Here is a 17414-nt window from a genome sequence, read left to right as displayed (position 1 = left end):
CATCTCGCTCATTCGGATCGGGGAATCAGGGTTGACCCAAAGTTAAGGATTTTCGCCGCCCACCGCCAATGACAGACTTGCTTCGCAGATAACTCTGTATTACAGAGTTATCTGTATCGAGTCCAGAGGAGCAGGGCCATGTCGAAATGGATCATTCGTTTTCCGCTGAACGTCTTGGGCTGGGGCTTGGGACTGGTCGGGTTCGCCGCGCTGATCCTCGCGGCGATGATCGCAACCCCGTTGGAGCGGCTGCCTGAACTGACATCGATCTCGCAGTCGGCGCGCGCGGTCGACCGCAGCACCATGCCGCCGCTGTCGCGCTTTTCCGCCCGTGACGGCACCGAGCTCGCCTACCGCCATTACCCGGCCCGTGGGACGACGAAGGGACAGATTGCCATCGTGGTCCACGGTTCCTCCGGATCGAGCGTCGCCGTCCACGCGCTGGCGGACGCGCTCGCCGCCCGCGGCATCGAGACTTATGCCCCCGACCTGCGTGGACATGGCGGGTCCGGCAGCCGGGGCGACATCGGTTTCATCGGGCAGCTTGAAAACGACATGGCCGATCTCGTCGAGCAGGTACGCAAGAGTTCAGCGGCGGCGCCGCTGACCTTGCTCGGCCACTCCGCCGGCGGCGGCTTCGCGCTACGCGTTGCGAGCTCGCCGATCCAGGATCTGTTCGCGCGCACCGTGCTGCTCGCGCCCTATCTCGGCTACGATGCGCCGACCAACCGACCGAATTCCGGCGGCTGGGCGAAAGCCGACGTTCCGCGTCTGCTCGGGCTTGTGGCGCTCGGCAAACTGGGTATCGACTGCTGCGAAGGATTGCCGACGCTGGCCTTTGCGGTACCGGCAAACTCCGAACGTATTCTCAACGCGAGCTATTCCTATCGTCTGATGCGTAATTTCGCGACGCGCGACTATCGGCGCGATCTCGCCGCCGCGCATCATCCGGTCACGTTGATTGCCGGCGCCGCCGACGAACTGATGCTCGCCGACAAATATGCCGACGCCGTGCATGCGGTGGTGCCGGCAGCCGAAGTCAGGCTGGTTGACGGCGTCGATCACATGGGCATTGTCGGCGATCCACGCGGCGTCGCGGCGGTCGCCGATTATGTCGCCAACACCCGGACAGGCTCATGACCGACATCGGCGCCAAGGAAGCCGCGCAGGCATTGAGCGATATCGAAGCCATCGTTCAGCGCGTTCGCCAGTCGCGCATCTATGATCTCGCAAGCCAGATCATGATCGCCGCGGGTGTGCTGGTGCTGGCGGGCAATCTCGCGAATTTCGTCGCGCCATCCCGCGCCACTCTCATCTGGGTTGCCGTCAATGTGCTGACCGTTGCGAGCGTCGCGGCGCTCAGCCTCATGGGCCGCAAGACCGCCGGCGTGCAGAGCTTCGATCTCAAGGTGCTGGCGGCGTTTCTGTTGTTCTACGGCTTCGGCATCCTGTGCAGCGTCGTGCTCGGCCAATACGGCCCACGCGAACTCGGTGCGTTCTGGCCGATCTACTTCATGCTGTTTTACTGCATCGCTGGTCTTTGGTTCGGCCGTGCCTTCATCTTCATCGGTTTTGCCATCACCGTGCTGACGCTGATCGGCTATTTCTTCATCATGGGCGCTGCGTTTTTGTGGTGGATGGCCGCGGTCAACGGCGGCGGGCTGATCCTCTCCGGGCTCTGGATGCGCAGGATCTGATCCGTGGCCGAACTCGACGATATCATTCACCAGCCGTTGCGCCTGCGGATCATGGCGGCGCTGAATGCGTTGCCGTCCGGGACCGGGCTTGAATTCTCGCGCCTGAAGAAGCTGACCGGGGCCACCGATGGCAACCTCGGGGCCCATATCGAAACGCTGGCCAAGGCCGGCTATGTCGGTGTCGAGAAAGCTTTTGTCGGCAAGAGGCCGCAGACCACGGTGACAGCCACGGCGGCCGGGCGAGCGGCCTTTGCGCGCCATGTCGCCTCGCTGCAGCAGATCATCGCGGCATCCGGGGGAAACGGTTAGTTCTGCAAGTCAACCTCTTGCAGCCGAAGGCCGTTTTATGCGACCGACATCAAAATGAACATCCTTCTGCTCGGTTCCGGCGGCCGTGAACACGCCCTGGCGTGGAAGATCGCGGCGTCTCCTTTGCTGACCAAGCTCTGGTGCGCGCCGGGCAATGCCGGCATCGCCCGTGAGGCCGAATGCGTCGCGCTCGATGTCTCCGACCATGCGGCGGTGATCGCGTTTTGCCAGCATAACGCCGTCGATCTTGTGGTCGTTGGACCCGAGACGCCGCTGGCCGCCGGCATCGTCGACGATCTCTCGCGCGCCGGCATCAAGGCGTTCGGTCCGAGCAAGCAGGCGGCACGGCTGGAGGGGTCGAAAGGCTTCACCAAGGACCTCTGTGCGGAGTTCAATATTCCGACCGGCGCCTATCGCCGCTTCGACAATGCGGCCGATGCGCTCGGCTATGTGCGCCAGCAAGGCGCGCCGATCGTGGTCAAGGCCGACGGGCTTGCCGCCGGCAAGGGCGTCGTCGTCGCGATGACGCTGGCCGAGGCGGAAGCTGCCGTCGCCATGATGTTCGAGGGCGCGTTCGGGGCTGCTGGCGCCGAGGTCGTGATCGAGGAATATCTTTCGGGGCGCGAGATCAGCTTCTTTGCACTCTGCGACGGCGAGACCGCGATACCGCTGGCCTCTGCGCAGGACCATAAACGGGTGTTCGATAACGACCAGGGACCGAACACCGGCGGCATGGGCGCCTATTCGCCGACGCCATTCGTCACGCCTGATATCCACGACCAGATCATGGCCAGGATCATCCGGCCGACAGTCGCCGGCATGAAGGCGCGCGGCACGCCGTTTTCCGGCGTGCTCTATGCCGGCGTGATGCTGACGGCCGATGGTCCCAAGCTGTTTGAATATAACGTCCGCTTCGGCGATCCCGAATGTCAGGTGCTGATGCTGCGGATGATGTCCGACATCGTGCCGGCGATGCTCGCCGCCTGCGACGGCGAGCTCAGGCATTTCGATCTGCGCTGGTACGGCGAACCGGCGCTGACCGTGGTCATGGCCGCGAAGGGCTATCCTGGCGACTACGCCAAAGGAAGCCGCATCGAGGGGCTGGACGAGGCCGCCAAAATCGAAGGCGTCGAAATCTTTCAGGCCGGCACGGTTGCCAAAGACGGCGCCATTCTGGCCAATGGCGGCCGCGTGCTCAACGTCTGCGCCTCCGGCAAGACCGTTGCCGAGGCGCGGCAACGCGCATACGCCGCCGTCGATCGTATTAAATGGCCGGACGGCTTTTGCCGGCGCGACATCGGCTGGCAGGCGGTGGAGCAGGAGCAGGTGCAAGGATAACCTGCTGATCAACCGAGTGTGGAGTGATCGACGATGTCAGATCTGGCCGACCTGTTTCCCGGCTTCGGGTCCGAATGGATCAATACGAAATCCGGCCGCGTCTTCGCCCGCGTCGGCGGCAAGGGGCCGCCGCTGCTATTGCTGCACGGCTTTTCCGAAACCCATGTGATGTGGCATCGCGTTGCGCCTGAACTCGCCGATCGTTTCACGCTCGTGATCGCCGACCTTCCTGGCTACGGCTGGTCCGATATGCCCGAGAGCGACAACGATCACGCGCCCTATACCAAGCGCGCAATGGCGCAGGCGATCGTCGAGGCGATGGAGCAACTCGGCCATGTCCATTTCGCGCTCGCCGGACACGATCGCGGCGGCCGCGTCGCCTACCGTCTCGCCCTCGATCATCCCGGCCGGCTGTCGCGGCTTGCGGTGCTCGATATCCTGCCGACCTATGATTACTGGGAACGGATCAACCGTCCCTACGCGCTGAAGATCTATCACTGGACGTTTTTGGCGCAGCCTTTTCCGCTGCCGGAGACGCTGATCGGCGGCAATCCGGATTTCTTCCTGCGCTTCAAGATGGCGAGCCAGACCAAGTCGAAAACCCTGGATGCGATCGATCCGCGCGCGCTGGAACATTATCTCGCGGCGTTCCGTGATCCGTCGCGCGTGCATGCGATGTGCGAAGACTACCGCGCCGGCGCCTATGCCGACTACGAGATCGACAAGGCCGACCGCGAGGCCGGCAGAAAGATCACGATTCCGATGCTCGCATTGTGGGGCGATGTCGGCATCGCGCGCGCCGCGGCGACGCCGCTCGATACCTGGAAGAATTGGGCGACGAATGTGTCGGGTTCGCCGGTCGATTCCGGGCATTTTCTCACGGAAGAAAATCCGGAAGTGACGGCGAAGCTGTTGCGGGAGTTTTTTCTGGCGGGGTGAGCGTTGCGCCGTCATTCCGGGGCACGCGAAGTGTGACCTATGATGCGCGATTGCGCACCAGAGAATCTCGAGATTTCGGGTCTGGTCCTTGCGGATCATCCCGGAATGACGATCCTGATCACCTTCTCGCCTTGAAAAAATCGCGCAGGAGTTTAGCTGCTTCCTGCTCGCCGACGGCCGAGTAAACGTCCGGCACGTGATGGCAGGTCGGCTGCGCGAAGAAGCGCACGCCGGATTCCACCGCTCCGCCTTTCGGGTCGGCGGCGCCGAAATACAGCCTGCGGATCCGCGCAAACGAAATCGCGCCCGCGCACATCGTGCAAGGCTCCAGCGTGACGTAGAGGTCGCAGTCGGTCAGCCGCTCGCTGCCGATCGCGTGGGCGGCCTGCCGGATCGCCAGGATTTCGGCATGCGCGGTCGGGTCACGGTCGGTCAGGGTGCGGTTGCCGGCGGTGGCGATCACCTGTTCGTCGCGGACGACCACGCATCCGATCGGGACTTCGCCCGATTTTGCGGCGTTTTCGGCCTCTTTCAGCGCTAAATCCATGAAAGATGGGGCTGTCATGCCTCGTATCCTCCGGAGAAGTCTGCTATGGGAGGTCCCTTCAGCAAAAGTCGATGCCAATGCAGCGGAGTGGATTTGACATTCGCTATCCTGTATCCGCGTATCCGCAAAGCGAATGTCAAATCCAAAACTCCGCTGGAAACTGAGATTTGCTAGTGGTCCTTTGATTCTAACTTTTGCAAGAGTGCCCGCCACACCGGGATGCAAATGTTAGAATCGGACCACTAGTGTGAGACGGCGCCTCTCGGACAGAGTGCGCATGATCATCATTTATACCTGCACCCGAAACGAGACCTTTCATGCCTCGCGACAACAATAAGAACAACGATTCACGCGGTCGGCGCGACCGGAAGCCGCCCGGCAAGGGTCGCACGGGGGCTGCTCGGGGGCCGGAGAAGAAGTTCGCCAAGCGCGGTTTTGTCGGCAAGGCGGAAGGCGAGCGGCGCCCGTATGCCGGAAAGCGCGACGATCGCCCACCGCGTCGCGATGACCGCGATGCACCGCCCCGTCGTGATCGGCCGTATGGCGATCGGCCGTCGCGCGGCGGGGAGGGCGAGAAGCGTTCATTCCGGCCGCGAGAAGATCGCGACGACAAACGTCCGTACACACCGCGCGAGGACCGTGGCAGCCGGCCGTTCAGGCCGCGCGGCGAACGGAATGACTATGACCGCGGCGATCGTGCGCCCCGCCGCGAGCGTTCCGAACGCACCTTCGATGACCGCAAATTCGCGCGAGGCGATGACGACCGCAAGCCGCGCCGTGACTTTTCTGACCGGCCGCGTTTCGACCGTGACAGAAGCGGCGAGGGCGATCGGGGCAAGCGGCCGTTCAGGCCGCGTGGCGAGCGCAACGACTTTGACCGTGGCGAGCGTCCGCCGCGCCGTGAGCGCACTGAGCGTTCATTCGATGACCGCAAGGTTTCCAGGGACGATGGCGACCGGCGGCCACGCCGGGATTTCGCTGGCCGCGGCGACAGGCGTCCGCGCGATTTTGAGGGGCACGACCGTGGCGAGATGAAGCCCTGGCAGAAGCGTGAAGCCAGGTCGCGGGACGACCGCGAACCGGGCGATCGCTCGAAATTCAGCCGGCCGCGCTGGGAGACGCGGGACAATGATGAGCGCCGCGAGCGACCTCGCAACGCGCGTCCCGAAGGGCGCATGGAGTGGCAGGAGCATCCGCGCAGCGAGGGCCGCTCGTTCCGCCGCGACGACGACCGGCCGCGGCGCGACAACGAGGATGACAGCAGGATTTTCGCGAAGCGCCCGGCATTCGGCGGCCGCGGTGCCTATCGCGAGCGCAAGGCGGACTTCGACAAGCGCGCGCCGCGCGAGGCGCCGAGCCCGAAGAAATCCGGCGAGCGGATCGCCAAGGTGCTGGCGCGCGCCGGTCTTGCCTCGCGCCGCGACGCCGAGGAGATGGTGACGCAGGGCCGTGTTGCCGTGAACGGCCGCATCATCAATTCGCCCGCGCTCGATATCACCGCCAACGACGTCGTTACCGTCGACGGCGCGCCGTTGCCTCCGCGCGAGCGCACGCGGCTGTTTCTCTATCACAAGCCGCGCGGCCTGATGACGACCCACGACGATCCGGAAGGACGGCCGACGGTGTTCGACAACCTTCCCGAAGGCCTGCCGCGGCTGATCAGCGTCGGCCGGCTCGACTTCAACACCGAAGGCCTTCTGCTGCTCACCAATGACGGCGGATTGGCGCGCGCGCTCGAATTGCCGGATACCGGCTGGCTGCGGCGCTACCGTGTTCGCGCCCATGGCGAAGTGACACAGGCGCAGCTCGATGCGCTGAAGGAAGGCGTCGAGGTCGACGGCGTCAAATACGGGCCGATCGAGGCGACGCTGGAGCGCGATCAGGGCGCCAATGTCTGGCTGGTGTTTGCGATCCGCGAAGGCAAGAATCGCGAAGTGCGCAACGTGATGGCGCATCTTGGCCTCGAAGTGAATCGCCTGATCCGCATTTCCTACGGTCCGTTCCAGTTGCAGGAACTGGCCGAAGGTGCGGTCGAGGAGGTGAAGACACGCGTGTTGCGCGAACAGCTTGGCGAGAAGGTCGCGGCGCTGGCGCGGGCGGATTTCGATCTGCCGGTCGAGACCGCAGCGGCAAAGTCCAACGAGGCCGACAAGCCGCGCGGAAAGAAGCCATTCAAGCCGGCCGGCAAGAGCGCGCTGATCGCCGACAGCAAGGGCCGCCGCGTACTGGTACGGCGCACCGGCAGCGCGGAGGCGCGCGCGCGCAATGAGGAAGAAGCCAATGGCTACGGGCCGCCCCGGCGTCCCAAGCGCGGTTACCATGGCAAACGCGATCTCAAGCCGCGGGATGAGTAGACTATGCGCGTCGTCGGCGGCAGGCTGAAGGGCCGCAATCTTGCCTCGCCGGCCTCGCGCGATATCCGCCCGACCGCGGACCGCCTGCGCGAGTCGCTCTTCAACATCCTGATTCACGCTTACGACGATCCGATCTCGGAGGCACGCGTGCTCGACCTGTTTGCCGGTACCGGTGCACTCGGCGTCGAGGCCGCCTCGCGCGGCGCGAAGTTCACGCTGTTTGTCGATAACGGCGCCGAGGCGCGTGCCTTGATGCGTGACAATGTCGAAACGCTTGGCCTCGGCGGCGTGACCAAGGTTTATCGCCGCGATGCGACCAACCTTGGACCGGCGCATCCGGTCGAGCCGTTCTCGCTGGTGTTTCTCGATCCGCCCTATGGCAAGGGGCTCGCCGACAAGGCACTTGTCTCGCTGCGCGACGGCGGTTGGCTGACACCCGCCGCGTTGCTCGTGGTCGAGGAGTCCAAGGCTGCGGGCTTCAAGGCGCCAGAAGGTTTTGTCGAACTGGAACGGCGCGCCTACGACGACACGGAGTTCGTGTTCTTGCGGGCTATTTGATTCCGTTACCGGTTGACAGACTCCGTCATCGCCGGGCTTGACCCGGCAATCCATCGGTCATGAAATTCTCTCTGTGAAGATGGACGCGGGTCAAGCCCGCGCATGACGATCGGGTAGTATCACCTCCGCCCGAACAGCTTCTCGATGTCCGCGAGCTTCAATTCGACATAGGTCGGGCGGCCGTGATTGCATTGGCCTGAATTCGGCGTGTCTTCCATCTCGCGAAGCAGCGCATTCATCTCCTCCGGCTTGAGGCGGCGCCCGGCGCGCACCGAGCCATGACAGGCCATGGTGGCCGCGACGTGCATCAGTCGGCGCTCCAGCGGCAGCGCCTCATCCCATTCGGCCATGTGTTCGGCGAGGTCGCGCAGCAATCCGCCGGCGTTGGTCTTTCCTAGCAGCGACGGCGTCTCGGACACGGCAATCGCGCCGGGTCCGAAGGATTCGATCGCAAGCCCGAACGAAGCCAACTCCTCGCCGCGTTCCAACAGCCGCTCGACCGTGGCCTCATCCATCTCGACGATTTCCGGAATCAGCAGGATCTGTCGCTGCACGCCGCTTTTGGCGAGCGAGGCTTTCAGCCTCTCATAGACGATGCGCTCATGCGCGGCGTGCTGATCCACCACGATCAGACCGTCGCGGGTCTGGGAGACGATGTAGGTCTCGTGGATCTGCGTCCGCGCCGCGCCGAGCGGACGGTCGAGCAGATCGGCGGCCGGTTGTTCGTAGAGGCGGACATCCGCGGTCGGTGCGCCGACGTCGAAGGCGGCCTGGCCGGGTTCGGCGAGCGCCATGGCCGCCGCGGTTTGAAATGTCGGCGACGGTCCAACCGGGAAGGCCGGCGAGCGACGCCAGTCCCAATTCGCCTGGCCGCCGCCCGGTGCCCTCGACACGAAGGCCGGACGCAGCGCCTCGATCGCGCCGCCGCCGCTATTGGCGGCCGTACGCTTGCCCTCGCGCGCCAAACCCTCCTTCAGCGCATGCACGATCAAAGCGCGGACCAGGCCGGCGTTGCGGAAGCGAACTTCGGTTTTGGCGGGATGGACGTTGGCGTCGACTTCGCGTGCGTCGAGCGTGACGAACAAGGCCACGACCGGATGCCGGTCACGCGGCAGATAATCGGCGTAGGCGGCGCGCACCGCACCCAGGATCAGCTTGTCCCGTACCGGCCGCCCGTTGACGAAGAGATACTGGCCAAGCGCGTTGGCGCGGGTCAGCGACGGACTGGCGGCAAATCCCTCGACGATGACGCCATCGCGCTCGGCGCGGACGTCGATCGCGTTGACGCGAAAGTCTGCCCCGAGAATATCGCCGAGCCGCGTCAGTTGGCCGGGTGCGCCGGGCAAGGCCGCGGCCCAGGTGACGGGGCTGCGCTCTTCGCCGGCGAGCGTAAAGGCGATATCGGGCCGTGCCATCGCCAGCCGACGAACCACCTCGCGGATCGCCTCGGCCTCGGTGCGGTCGGTTTTGAGAAATTTCAGCCGCGCGGGCGTTGCATAAAAGAGATCAGCTACCTCGACCCGCGTGCCTTGCGACAGCGCTGCGGGCGCGACCTCGGATTTGACGCCGCCTTCCACCGAGAGCGACCAGGCGTGCGGTTCACTCGCATGACGGGTGGTAATGCCGAGTTTGGCCACCGCGCCGATCGACGGCAGGGCCTCGCCGCGGAATCCCAGCGTGCGGATGCGGAGCAGATCCTCGTCATCGAGCTTGGACGTGGCGTGGCGCTCGACCGCGAGCGCCAGATCCGCGCGCGTCATGCCGCCGCCGTCGTCGGTGATCACGATTTTGCGCCGGCCGCCGCCGTCGGTGAAAATATCGATCCGGCTTGCGCCGGCATCGATGGCATTCTCGACCAGTTCCTTGACCACGCTCCCCGGACGCTCCACCACCTCGCCCGCGGCGATGCGGTTGACGACCTGTTCGGGCAGTTGTCGGACGGGCATTCGGGCTCACTAGTGGAAGAACGACCAATTTAGTGGCTTTTGCGGGCTGGGGGGAGGGCTAGTCCCGAGAAGTCCCCGGATTGCTTCAATCGTCGAAACGCCGCGCGCCGCGGCCCGCCTTGATGTCGCTGCGGCGTTTCTTGCCTTCGAGGCGGCGCTTCTTCGAGGCCAGCGTCGGGCGGGTCGCCCGGCGCGGAACCGGGCGGATCATGGCCTCGCGGAGCAACTCGACCAGGCGCTCGATGGCGTCGCTCCGGTTGCGGTCCTGGGTGCGAAAGCGCTGCGCCTGAATGACGATCACGCCGTCCTTGGTCATGCGCTGGCCGGCGAGCCGCGCCAGGCGCAAGGCGGCATCATCGGGTAGCGTGATCCGCCGTGTGTCGAACCGCAGCTGCACGGCGGTCGAAAGCTTGTTGACGTTCTGTCCGCCCGGACCGGACGCACGAACGAAGGAAATATCGAGATCGTTCTCGTCGATCCAAAGGTCGCGGGCGATCCGCAGCATGGCTTCACCGGAAACAAGCGATTCCCGGGTGGAATCGCGCTGGCACCGCAACAATAGCGGTTTTACGCGCGATTTGCTTGCAAGGTAGTCTAGTTTGCCTTCAGCGGCACCGCGGCCACGGGCTGGGCGGCTTCCGGGGCGCGTCCGACGATCACCGTCAAGAGACCGTCGCCCCACAGCCTGCGTGCGGCCTGCTTTGCGTCCTCGATCGTGACGGCATCGACGAGCGCGTTGCGCCGCTCCAGATAGTCGATCGAGAGGTGATCGAGCTGGTATTGCAGCATGGCGGAGGCGAGCTTCGAAGACGTATCGAGGGAGAGCAGCCGCGAGCCCTTGAGATAGGATTTGGCTTCGTCCAGTTCCTGTTCGGTCGGGCCGTCCTGTCCCATGCGGCGGATTTCGCGCGTCAGGGCTTCGACCGTCTCGCCGGCGCGATCCGCCCGCGTTCCCGTCGAACCGACGAACAGGGCAGAGTGGTTCATCCAGACCAGCGAGTCCGAGATCGAATAAGCAAGGCCGCGCTTCTCGCGAACCTCGCGATAGAGCCGCGACCCTGAGCCGCCGCCGAGGATGTGATTGACGACATAGGCCGCCATGAAATTGGGATCATTGCGGAGGATACCCGGACCGCCGAAGGTCACTACGGTCTGCGGCACATCGAGCGCGATGAACTCGCGCTGCGGCGGCTTGCTGGCCACGATGTCCGGCACGCTCACGAGTTTCGACTTGCTGGGCAGTCCGCCGAAGGTGCGGTCGAGCAGCGCGCCGAGCGAGGCCGGGTCGATATCGCCGACCACGGAGATCTTCAGATGCTCCTTGGTCAGCACGCGGCTGACATAGTCCTTGAGGTCGGCGACCGTGATATTGGGAAGGCTCTCGAGCGTGCCGCCGCTGGCTCGGCCATAAGGATGATCGCCATAAGCGACCTCCAGGAATTTGCGGCTGGCGAGCGAGCCGGGGTTCGACGTCTCGCGCTTGAGGCCGGACATCAATTGGGCGCGGATGCGTTCGACGTCGGCGCCGTCGAAATGCGGCGAGGTCAGCGACGTCCGCAACAGTTCGAACGCTTCGTCCTTGTTCTCCTTGAGCATGCGCAAGGAGCCGCGGAAATAATCCCGCGTGACGCTGAAACTCAGCTCGATCGCGCGACGGTCGAGATGTTCGTGGAACGTGCGGGAATCCAGATCGCCCGACCCCTCGTCGATGAGGTCGGCGACCATGTTGCCGGTGCCGGCCTTGCCATCAGGATCCTGCGCCGCGCCGCCATCCATGGCGAATTCCATCGCGACGAGCGGCACGGTGGCGTCCTGCACGAACCAGGCTTCAATGCCGCCCGGAGAAATCAGGTGCTGGATCTTGGCGGCGGCGTGCGAGGGCACCGGAATGGTCGCGATCGCCATGCAAATGCCAAGCGCCATCCACAAGCGCGCGGCGCCGATCTTCAGAAAAGTCACGACCGCTTCTCCACGTGCTTGGGCGTTGCGTCCTTGATGAGATAGCCGGTGACCGAGCGCTTCTTGTCGAACCACTTCTGCACGACGGCGCGCACCTGATCGGCGGTGACGGCGCGAATACGATCCGGCCAGCTTCTGATGTCCTCGATGCTCAGCCCGGTGGTCATGGCGCCACCATACCAACGCGCCAAAGTGGCCTGATTGTCCTGCGCGTAGACCGTTTCGGCGATCAGTTGGGTTTTGACGCGCTCGAGGTCTTCGGCGCGAATTCCGTTCTGGGCGATGTCGTCGATGACATCGTCGATCACCTGCTCGAGCTGCGCGAAGGTCACGCCGGGCCGCGGCGAGGCCGAGATCGTGAACTGCGTCGCATCGAGCGCGGCGCCCTGATAGGCCGCGCCGGCATTGACCGCGAGCGGCTTGTCGATCACGAGGCGCCGATAGAGATACGAGTTGCTGCCGCCGCCCATCAGTTGCGCCAGCACGTCAAACGTCGCGCTCTCGCCGGCAGCCGCCGTCGCGGCGGAGGGGACCAGGTAGTAGCGCCGCAAACCCGGTTGCTCGACGCGCGGATCGGACAAGGTCACGGTACGCGGCGCCGCCGGTTCGGGCTCCTGCGGACGGATGCGCTTGGGCGGGATGGCCGGCTGCGCGGCGATCGGGCCGAACGTCCGCTCGGCCATCGGGCGCACCTCGTCGGCCTCGACGTCGCCGGCGATAACGAGAATGGCGTTGTTGGGCGCGTAGAAGCGCCGGTAGAAGGCAAGGGCGTCCTCGCGATCGAGTTTCTCGATTTCCTGATGCCAGCCGATCACCGGCCGGCCGTAGGGATGGTTGAGATACAGCGCCGCCATGATCTGCTCGGTGAGGCGCGCTTCCGGATTGTTGGCGATGCGCATGTTGAATTCCTCGAGCACGACGTCGCGCTCGGGCAACACGTTTTCGTCCTTCAGCTCCAGGCCCGTCATGCGGTCGGCCTCGAACTCCATCATTCTGCCGAGCTGCTCGCGCGGCACGCGCTGGAAGTAGCCGGTGTAGTCGGAAGATGTGAAAGCGTTCTCGTTGCCGCCGACCTTGAGCACGGTCTGCGAAAATTCGCCGGCCGGATGCTTGCTCGTCCCCTTGAACATCAGATGTTCGAGAAAGTGGGCAAGGCCGGATTTGCCCGCTGTCTCGTCGGCGGAGCCGACCTTGTACCAGATCATCTGCGTGACGACCGGGGTGCGGTGATCCGGAATCACGACGACCTGCAATCCATTGGCGAGGGTGAAGGTGGCCGGCGGCGAGGGGGCGGCCGTGGTCTCGGCCGGCGCGGCGGTGGAGGAGGCCGCAAGGCCGGCCAGCAAGCCGGCGAACAGCAATGCGCGAAGTGCCGTGGATGATTTCATGCGCGGTCTGAACGCCCGGCGAGGAGGAGGGCGCCGCGGAGCCGGCCACGAGCTTCAAGAGCGAAAGTACAACACGCCACCGCGAATCCTTGTTGCTGGAGACGATGGCGCCGCGCCATACGCGGCGTCCGATCTGCTCGGGAAATCAGGACGCAACTCGTCAAGTGGATGTGACATCCGCTACCCCTGTAGCGGCGCATGCGCGACGCGAATGTCAAATCCGGATTTATCAGAACTCTATGTTTGCTGGTGGTCCCTTGCTTCCGACATTTGCCAATCAGCTGCCTCGGCGGGTGCAAATGTCGGAGCCGGACCACCAGACCTTAGTGGACGACGCTCGATGCGCTCGACTTCTGGGCCAGCGGGTTGCGATCCGGATTGGCCTGACCGTCCCAGATGCTCTTCTTCTGTTCGCCATAGGCATAGCCGGCCGCCGGCGTCTGATAGCCGACCGGCGGCTGGGTCAGAGCTTCGCGGGCGGGCTCGGTGCCGGGTTCATAGGTCGCGGACTTCTTGCTGCCGAACCAGTCGCCGCCGAAGCCAATCTTGTCGGCCAGTTCCGAAGCGCCGCCGGTGAAGAGATCGCCGCCCTTGTCGTAAACCGGATCGGTCGCTTCCCTGCTCATGACAGGGGCATCCGCACGGCGCGTCGTCCCGGGGCTCGGCGCCGGCTCGTCGACCGGAGGTGCGATGTTGATCGCCTGGGGCGCCTGCGTGCCATTGGCCGCAGCCTGGACCCGTGCCACGGGCGGCGCATTCTTTTTCTTGGCCGCGATCACGGCCTTGCGCGCACGCTCGTCGGGGTCCTTGGGCCAGTTCGCGATTTGCTGAGCGTCGCCGGCGGAGTTGACGGGCGGCGGCAAATCGAGCGTCGGTGGCACGACCAATGGCGACCGCTCGCGGTAGTCGATGCCGCGGTTATCCATGTTGGTGCCGCGAATCATGCCGTAGAAGCCGTCGGAAATTTTTTCCGACATGGTCCGGCCGTCATTATCTGCCGCCCGGGCCACACCGGCGGTGACAGCCAGACTCAAGGAGAGGACCGCAAGACCGAGGGTCCGTCCGATCAAACCGCTAGCCTGCATTTTTTGCATCGCGCTTTTCCCGTCAAAATCGCGTTATCGTCCAAGCCCTTGGGCATGGCTGGGGCCTGCAAAAGCCGTCATGCTCGACGGCTACTATGTGCCGGATCAGGGCGCTTTTGCGGCGGGTATTCCCCAGAACGAGTCATACAATAGTGCTGCCACCCCGGCAACAATCGCCACGTCGGCCAGGTTAAACACGTACCAGTTAAAGGTATTTTCGCCGATCCGGACGTGAAACAGGGCAAAATCGACCACCGCGCCATAGGCCAGGCGATCGACGCCATTTCCGATCGCCCCGCCGATGATCAGCCCGAGCGCCAACGTCGCCAGCAGGCTGTGCGACCGGGCCATCCAGACCCCCAGCACCACCACCGCCACCGCCTTGATCGCCGTCAGGACGATCTGGGCGGTGAGGCCATCGTTCTGAAACCAGCCGAAGCTGATGCCCTGATTCCAGGCCAGCACCAGATCGAAGAACGGCGTCAGCTTGACGGTGCCGCGATGGGCGATGTCGAACACGCGGACCAACCAGAACTTGGAAGCCTGATCGAGCACGAGCGTGATCGCGGCCGCGATGACCCCGAGGCGTAGATGCTGGCTCAAGGCGTTACCCCCATCGCCTTCCATTCCCGTAACGCGCGCGCGTCGCGCGGCGATACGTCGGGATATTCGACATCCTCACCCACCGTAGGCAGGATCTTCCACGACCGCGCGCATTTCTTGCCAACCGCTTTTTCGACGGTCACGGCGACGCCGGGCACCGCGTCGAGACGGAAGGCATCGGCTGGCGCATCGCCTTCGCGCACTTCATAGCTCGAGGTGATGCAGACCTCGGCCAGGTCGACATCGAACAGCGTCGCCAGCGTCTGACGGTCGGAGACGTAGATCACGGGCGAAGCTTCCAGCGACGAACCGATGCGCTTGGCGGCACGCTCCAGTTCCAGCGCGCCGGTCACGACGCGACGCACGTCGCGAATGGTTTCCCATTTCGCGGCCAAGCCATCGTCGCGCCAGGCAGAAAGCACCTTCTGAAACAGTTCCAGATGCACCGATGAGGCGGCATCGCCATAGCGCGACAGCCAGGCTTCTTCTGCCGTAAAACTCAGGATCGGCGCGAACCAGGTGACGATGCAGCGGAAGATGTAGTCGATCACCGTGAGCGCGGACTTGCGCTGGAGCGACGATGGCGGATCGCAATACAGCGAATCCTTGCGAATATCGAAGTAGAACGCCGAGAGTTCGGTATTCATGAACGAGGCCAGCGTCGCCACCACGGTCTTGTAGTCGAAATCGGCATAGGCCTGCCGCACCACGGCGTCGATCTCGGCAAGCCGATGCAGCATCAGCCTTTCGAGCTCAGGCATCGCGTCGGCCTGGATGCGATCCTCGTCATGAAAATGATGCAGCGTGCCGAGCATCCAGCGGATGGTGTTGCGCAGCTTGCGGTAGGTCTCGATGGTGTTCTTGAGGATTTCGGGGCCGATGCGCTGGTCGTCGGCATAGTCGGTGGCGCAGACCCACAGCCGCAGGATGTCGGCGCCGGACTCCTTGATCACCTTTTGCGGCTCGACGGTGTTGCCGAGCGACTTCGACATCTTGCGGCCGTTCTCGTCGAGCGTGAAGCCGTGCGTCAGCACGACATCGTAGGGCGCGCGCCCGCGGGTGCCGCAGCTTTCCAGGAGCGAGGAATGAAACCAGCCGCGATGCTGGTCGCTGCCCTCGAGATACATCACGGTGTCCTGGCCGCCGTCGACCTTGCGGACGATGTGGCCGAGGGTGGGAAAATTCTGGCGATCTTCCAGCACGAAGGCGTGCGTCGAGCCGGAATCGAACCAGACGTCGAGAATGTCGTCGATCTTCTTCCAGTCTTCCTTGGCGCGAGACCCGAGGAAGCGTTCGCGGGCGCCCTCCATGTACCAGGCGTCCGCGCCTTCCTCCATGAAGGCCTCGCAGATCCGCTGATTGACGAGTTCATCTTGCAGGATTTCCGCCGAGCCGTCGCTGTTCTCGCGAATGAACACGGCGATCGGCACGCCCCAGGCGCGCTGGCGCGAGATCACCCAGTCCGGACGGTTGACGATCATACCGTTAATGCGGTTTTGGCCCGCCGGGGGCACCCACTGGGTCACGGAGATCGCGTGCAGCGCGCGGGCGCGCAGGGTGTCGCCCGGCTTCGCCTTGCCGTCTACCGCGATATCTTTGTCCATCGCGATGAACCATTGCGGCGTGTTGCGGAAGATCACCGGCTTCTTCGAGCGCCAGGAATGCGGGTACTGATGCTTCAGCCGTCCGCGCGCCAGCAGCTTGTCGCCCTCGATCAAAGCCTTGATCACGGCTTCGTTGGCATCGCCCTTTTCGCCCTTGTCGTTGAGCACGCGCTTGCCGGTAAAGCCCGGCGCTTGCGCCGTCAGCGCGCCGTTCTCGTCCACCGTATAGGGAATGGTGGTGTTGATGCCGCGCGCTTCCAGTTCGCGCGCATTCGCGGTCCAGACGTCGAAGTCCTCGCGGCCGTGACCGGGCGCGGTGTGTACGAAGCCGGTGCCGGCATCGTCGGTGACGTGTTCGCCCGGCAAGAGCGGAACGACAAATTGATATCCGCCGTCGACGCCCTTGAGCGGATGCGCGCATTCGACGGCATCGAGCGTATCACCGGGGATATCCCGCAGTTTTTCGTAAGAGGTGACGCGCGCCTGCTTGAACACGCCTTCGGCGAGCGCATCCGCCAGGATCAGAAGATCGCCGGTTTTGGCCCAGTTGTCGGCGGGCGCCTCGGTGACCTTGTAGAGGCCATAGCCGATTTTCGGCGAGAAGCTGATGGCGCGGTTGCCGGGCAGCGTCCAGGGCGTCGTGGTCCAGATCACGATGCTGGCGCCGGCGAGCGCGCCATGGGCCGGTGACGTCACCGGAAATTTCACCCACACCGTGTCGGAGGTGTAGTCCTCATATTCGACTTCGGCTTCGGCGAGCGCGGTTTTCTCCACCACGCTCCACATCACCGGCTTGGAGCCGCGGTAGAGCGTGCCGTTGGCGGCGAATTTCATCAATTCGCGCGCGATCTGCGCTTCGGCCGGATAGCTCATGGTGGCGTAGGGATGGTCCCAGTCGCCGACGATGCCGAGCCGCTTGAATTCCTCGCGCTGCACGTTGAGCCAGTGCGTCGCATAGGCACGGCATTCCTTGCGGAACGCCACCATCGCGGTGGAATCGCGGAAGTCGGGCTTCGGCTTGCCTTTGGAGCGATAATTCTCCTCCTCGACCTTCCATTCGATCGGCAGGCCATGACAGTCCCAGCCC

Annotated in this window: 15 protein-coding genes; 7 read left to right on the top strand and 8 right to left on the bottom strand. The window is 64.4% G+C overall.

Annotated features, from left to right (window positions below):
• The first annotated feature begins 138 nt into the window (after nt 1–138).
• The 5 genes from VFL62_RS14285 to VFL62_RS14265 are packed head-to-tail and all read left to right on the top strand — an operon-like array spanning nt 139 to nt 4283.
• Nucleotides 139–1140, top strand: a complete 1002-nt coding sequence (locus tag VFL62_RS14285; protein ID WP_325173032.1) for an alpha/beta hydrolase — start codon at nt 139–141, stop codon at nt 1138–1140.
• Nucleotides 1137–1697, top strand: coding sequence for a hypothetical protein (locus VFL62_RS14280; protein WP_325173031.1), 561 nt, complete (start codon nt 1137–1139; stop codon nt 1695–1697). Before VFL62_RS14285 ends, VFL62_RS14280 begins: the two co-directional genes overlap by 4 nt.
• Nucleotides 1698–1700: 3 nt before the next feature.
• Nucleotides 1701–2006 (top strand): transcriptional regulator, encoded by a 306-nt coding sequence (locus VFL62_RS14275; protein WP_325173030.1) that lies wholly within the window; start codon nt 1701–1703, stop codon nt 2004–2006.
• A 54-nt stretch (nt 2007–2060) separates the two neighbouring features.
• The gene (purD, locus tag VFL62_RS14270; protein ID WP_325173029.1) at nt 2061–3344 is read left to right on the top strand and encodes a phosphoribosylamine--glycine ligase; all 1284 of its coding nucleotides are present in this window, start codon (nt 2061–2063) and stop codon (nt 3342–3344) included.
• Between the two features lie 33 nt (nt 3345–3377).
• Nucleotides 3378–4283: an alpha/beta hydrolase gene (locus VFL62_RS14265; protein ID WP_325173028.1), complete on the top strand. Its 906-nt coding sequence runs from the start codon at nt 3378–3380 to the stop codon at nt 4281–4283.
• 118 nt (nt 4284–4401) lie between these two features.
• Here VFL62_RS14265 and VFL62_RS14260 read toward each other — a convergent pair whose 3' ends face one another.
• Complete coding sequence (locus tag VFL62_RS14260) at nt 4402–4848, bottom strand: nucleoside deaminase (RefSeq protein ID WP_325173027.1); 447 nt, start codon at nt 4846–4848, stop codon at nt 4402–4404.
• A gap of 299 nt (nt 4849–5147) precedes the next feature.
• Here VFL62_RS14260 and VFL62_RS14255 point away from each other — a divergent pair, with 299 nt between their 5' ends.
• Nucleotides 5148–7184 carry a pseudouridine synthase gene (locus VFL62_RS14255; RefSeq protein ID WP_325173026.1) on the top strand — a complete coding sequence of 679 codons (2037 nt, stop codon included), beginning with the start codon at nt 5148–5150 and terminating at the stop codon, nt 7182–7184.
• Between the two features lie 3 nt (nt 7185–7187).
• Entirely contained in the window at nt 7188–7742 is a 555-nt protein-coding gene (rsmD, locus tag VFL62_RS14250) for a 16S rRNA (guanine(966)-N(2))-methyltransferase RsmD (protein WP_325173025.1), read from the top strand.
• A gap of 119 nt (nt 7743–7861) precedes the next feature.
• Here rsmD and mutL read toward each other — a convergent pair whose 3' ends face one another.
• From mutL to ileS, 7 genes are all read right to left on the bottom strand, one after another.
• Nucleotides 7862–9688: a DNA mismatch repair endonuclease MutL gene (mutL, locus tag VFL62_RS14245; protein WP_325173024.1), complete on the bottom strand. Its 1827-nt coding sequence runs from the start codon at nt 9686–9688 to the stop codon at nt 7862–7864.
• An 85-nt stretch (nt 9689–9773) separates the two neighbouring features.
• Nucleotides 9774–10193, bottom strand: a complete 420-nt coding sequence (gene arfB / locus VFL62_RS14240) for an alternative ribosome rescue aminoacyl-tRNA hydrolase ArfB (protein WP_325173023.1) — start codon at nt 10191–10193, stop codon at nt 9774–9776.
• A gap of 89 nt (nt 10194–10282) precedes the next feature.
• Nucleotides 10283–11611 (bottom strand): pitrilysin family protein, encoded by a 1329-nt coding sequence (locus VFL62_RS14235; RefSeq protein WP_325173033.1) that lies wholly within the window; start codon nt 11609–11611, stop codon nt 10283–10285.
• Between the two features lie 32 nt (nt 11612–11643).
• Nucleotides 11644–13035 carry a pitrilysin family protein gene (locus VFL62_RS14230; RefSeq protein WP_325173022.1) on the bottom strand — a complete coding sequence of 464 codons (1392 nt, stop codon included), beginning with the start codon at nt 13033–13035 and terminating at the stop codon, nt 11644–11646.
• Between the two features lie 323 nt (nt 13036–13358).
• Nucleotides 13359–14129, bottom strand: a complete 771-nt coding sequence (locus VFL62_RS14225; protein ID WP_325173021.1) for a hypothetical protein — start codon at nt 14127–14129, stop codon at nt 13359–13361.
• A 96-nt stretch (nt 14130–14225) separates the two neighbouring features.
• Nucleotides 14226–14747 (bottom strand): signal peptidase II, encoded by a 522-nt coding sequence (lspA, locus tag VFL62_RS14220; RefSeq protein WP_325173020.1) that lies wholly within the window; start codon nt 14745–14747, stop codon nt 14226–14228.
• On the bottom strand, nt 14720–17414 hold a 2695-nt coding region (gene ileS, locus VFL62_RS14215; RefSeq protein WP_325173019.1), incomplete at its 5' end, for an isoleucine--tRNA ligase. The genes lspA and ileS, both read right to left, overlap by 28 nt.

This window comes from Bradyrhizobium sp. (assembly GCF_035701725.1).
Lineage (GTDB): Bacteria > Pseudomonadota > Alphaproteobacteria > Rhizobiales > Xanthobacteraceae > Bradyrhizobium.
The sequence above is the reverse complement of the archived record's forward strand: the minus strand, read 5'-3'. Positions and strand labels throughout refer to the sequence as shown.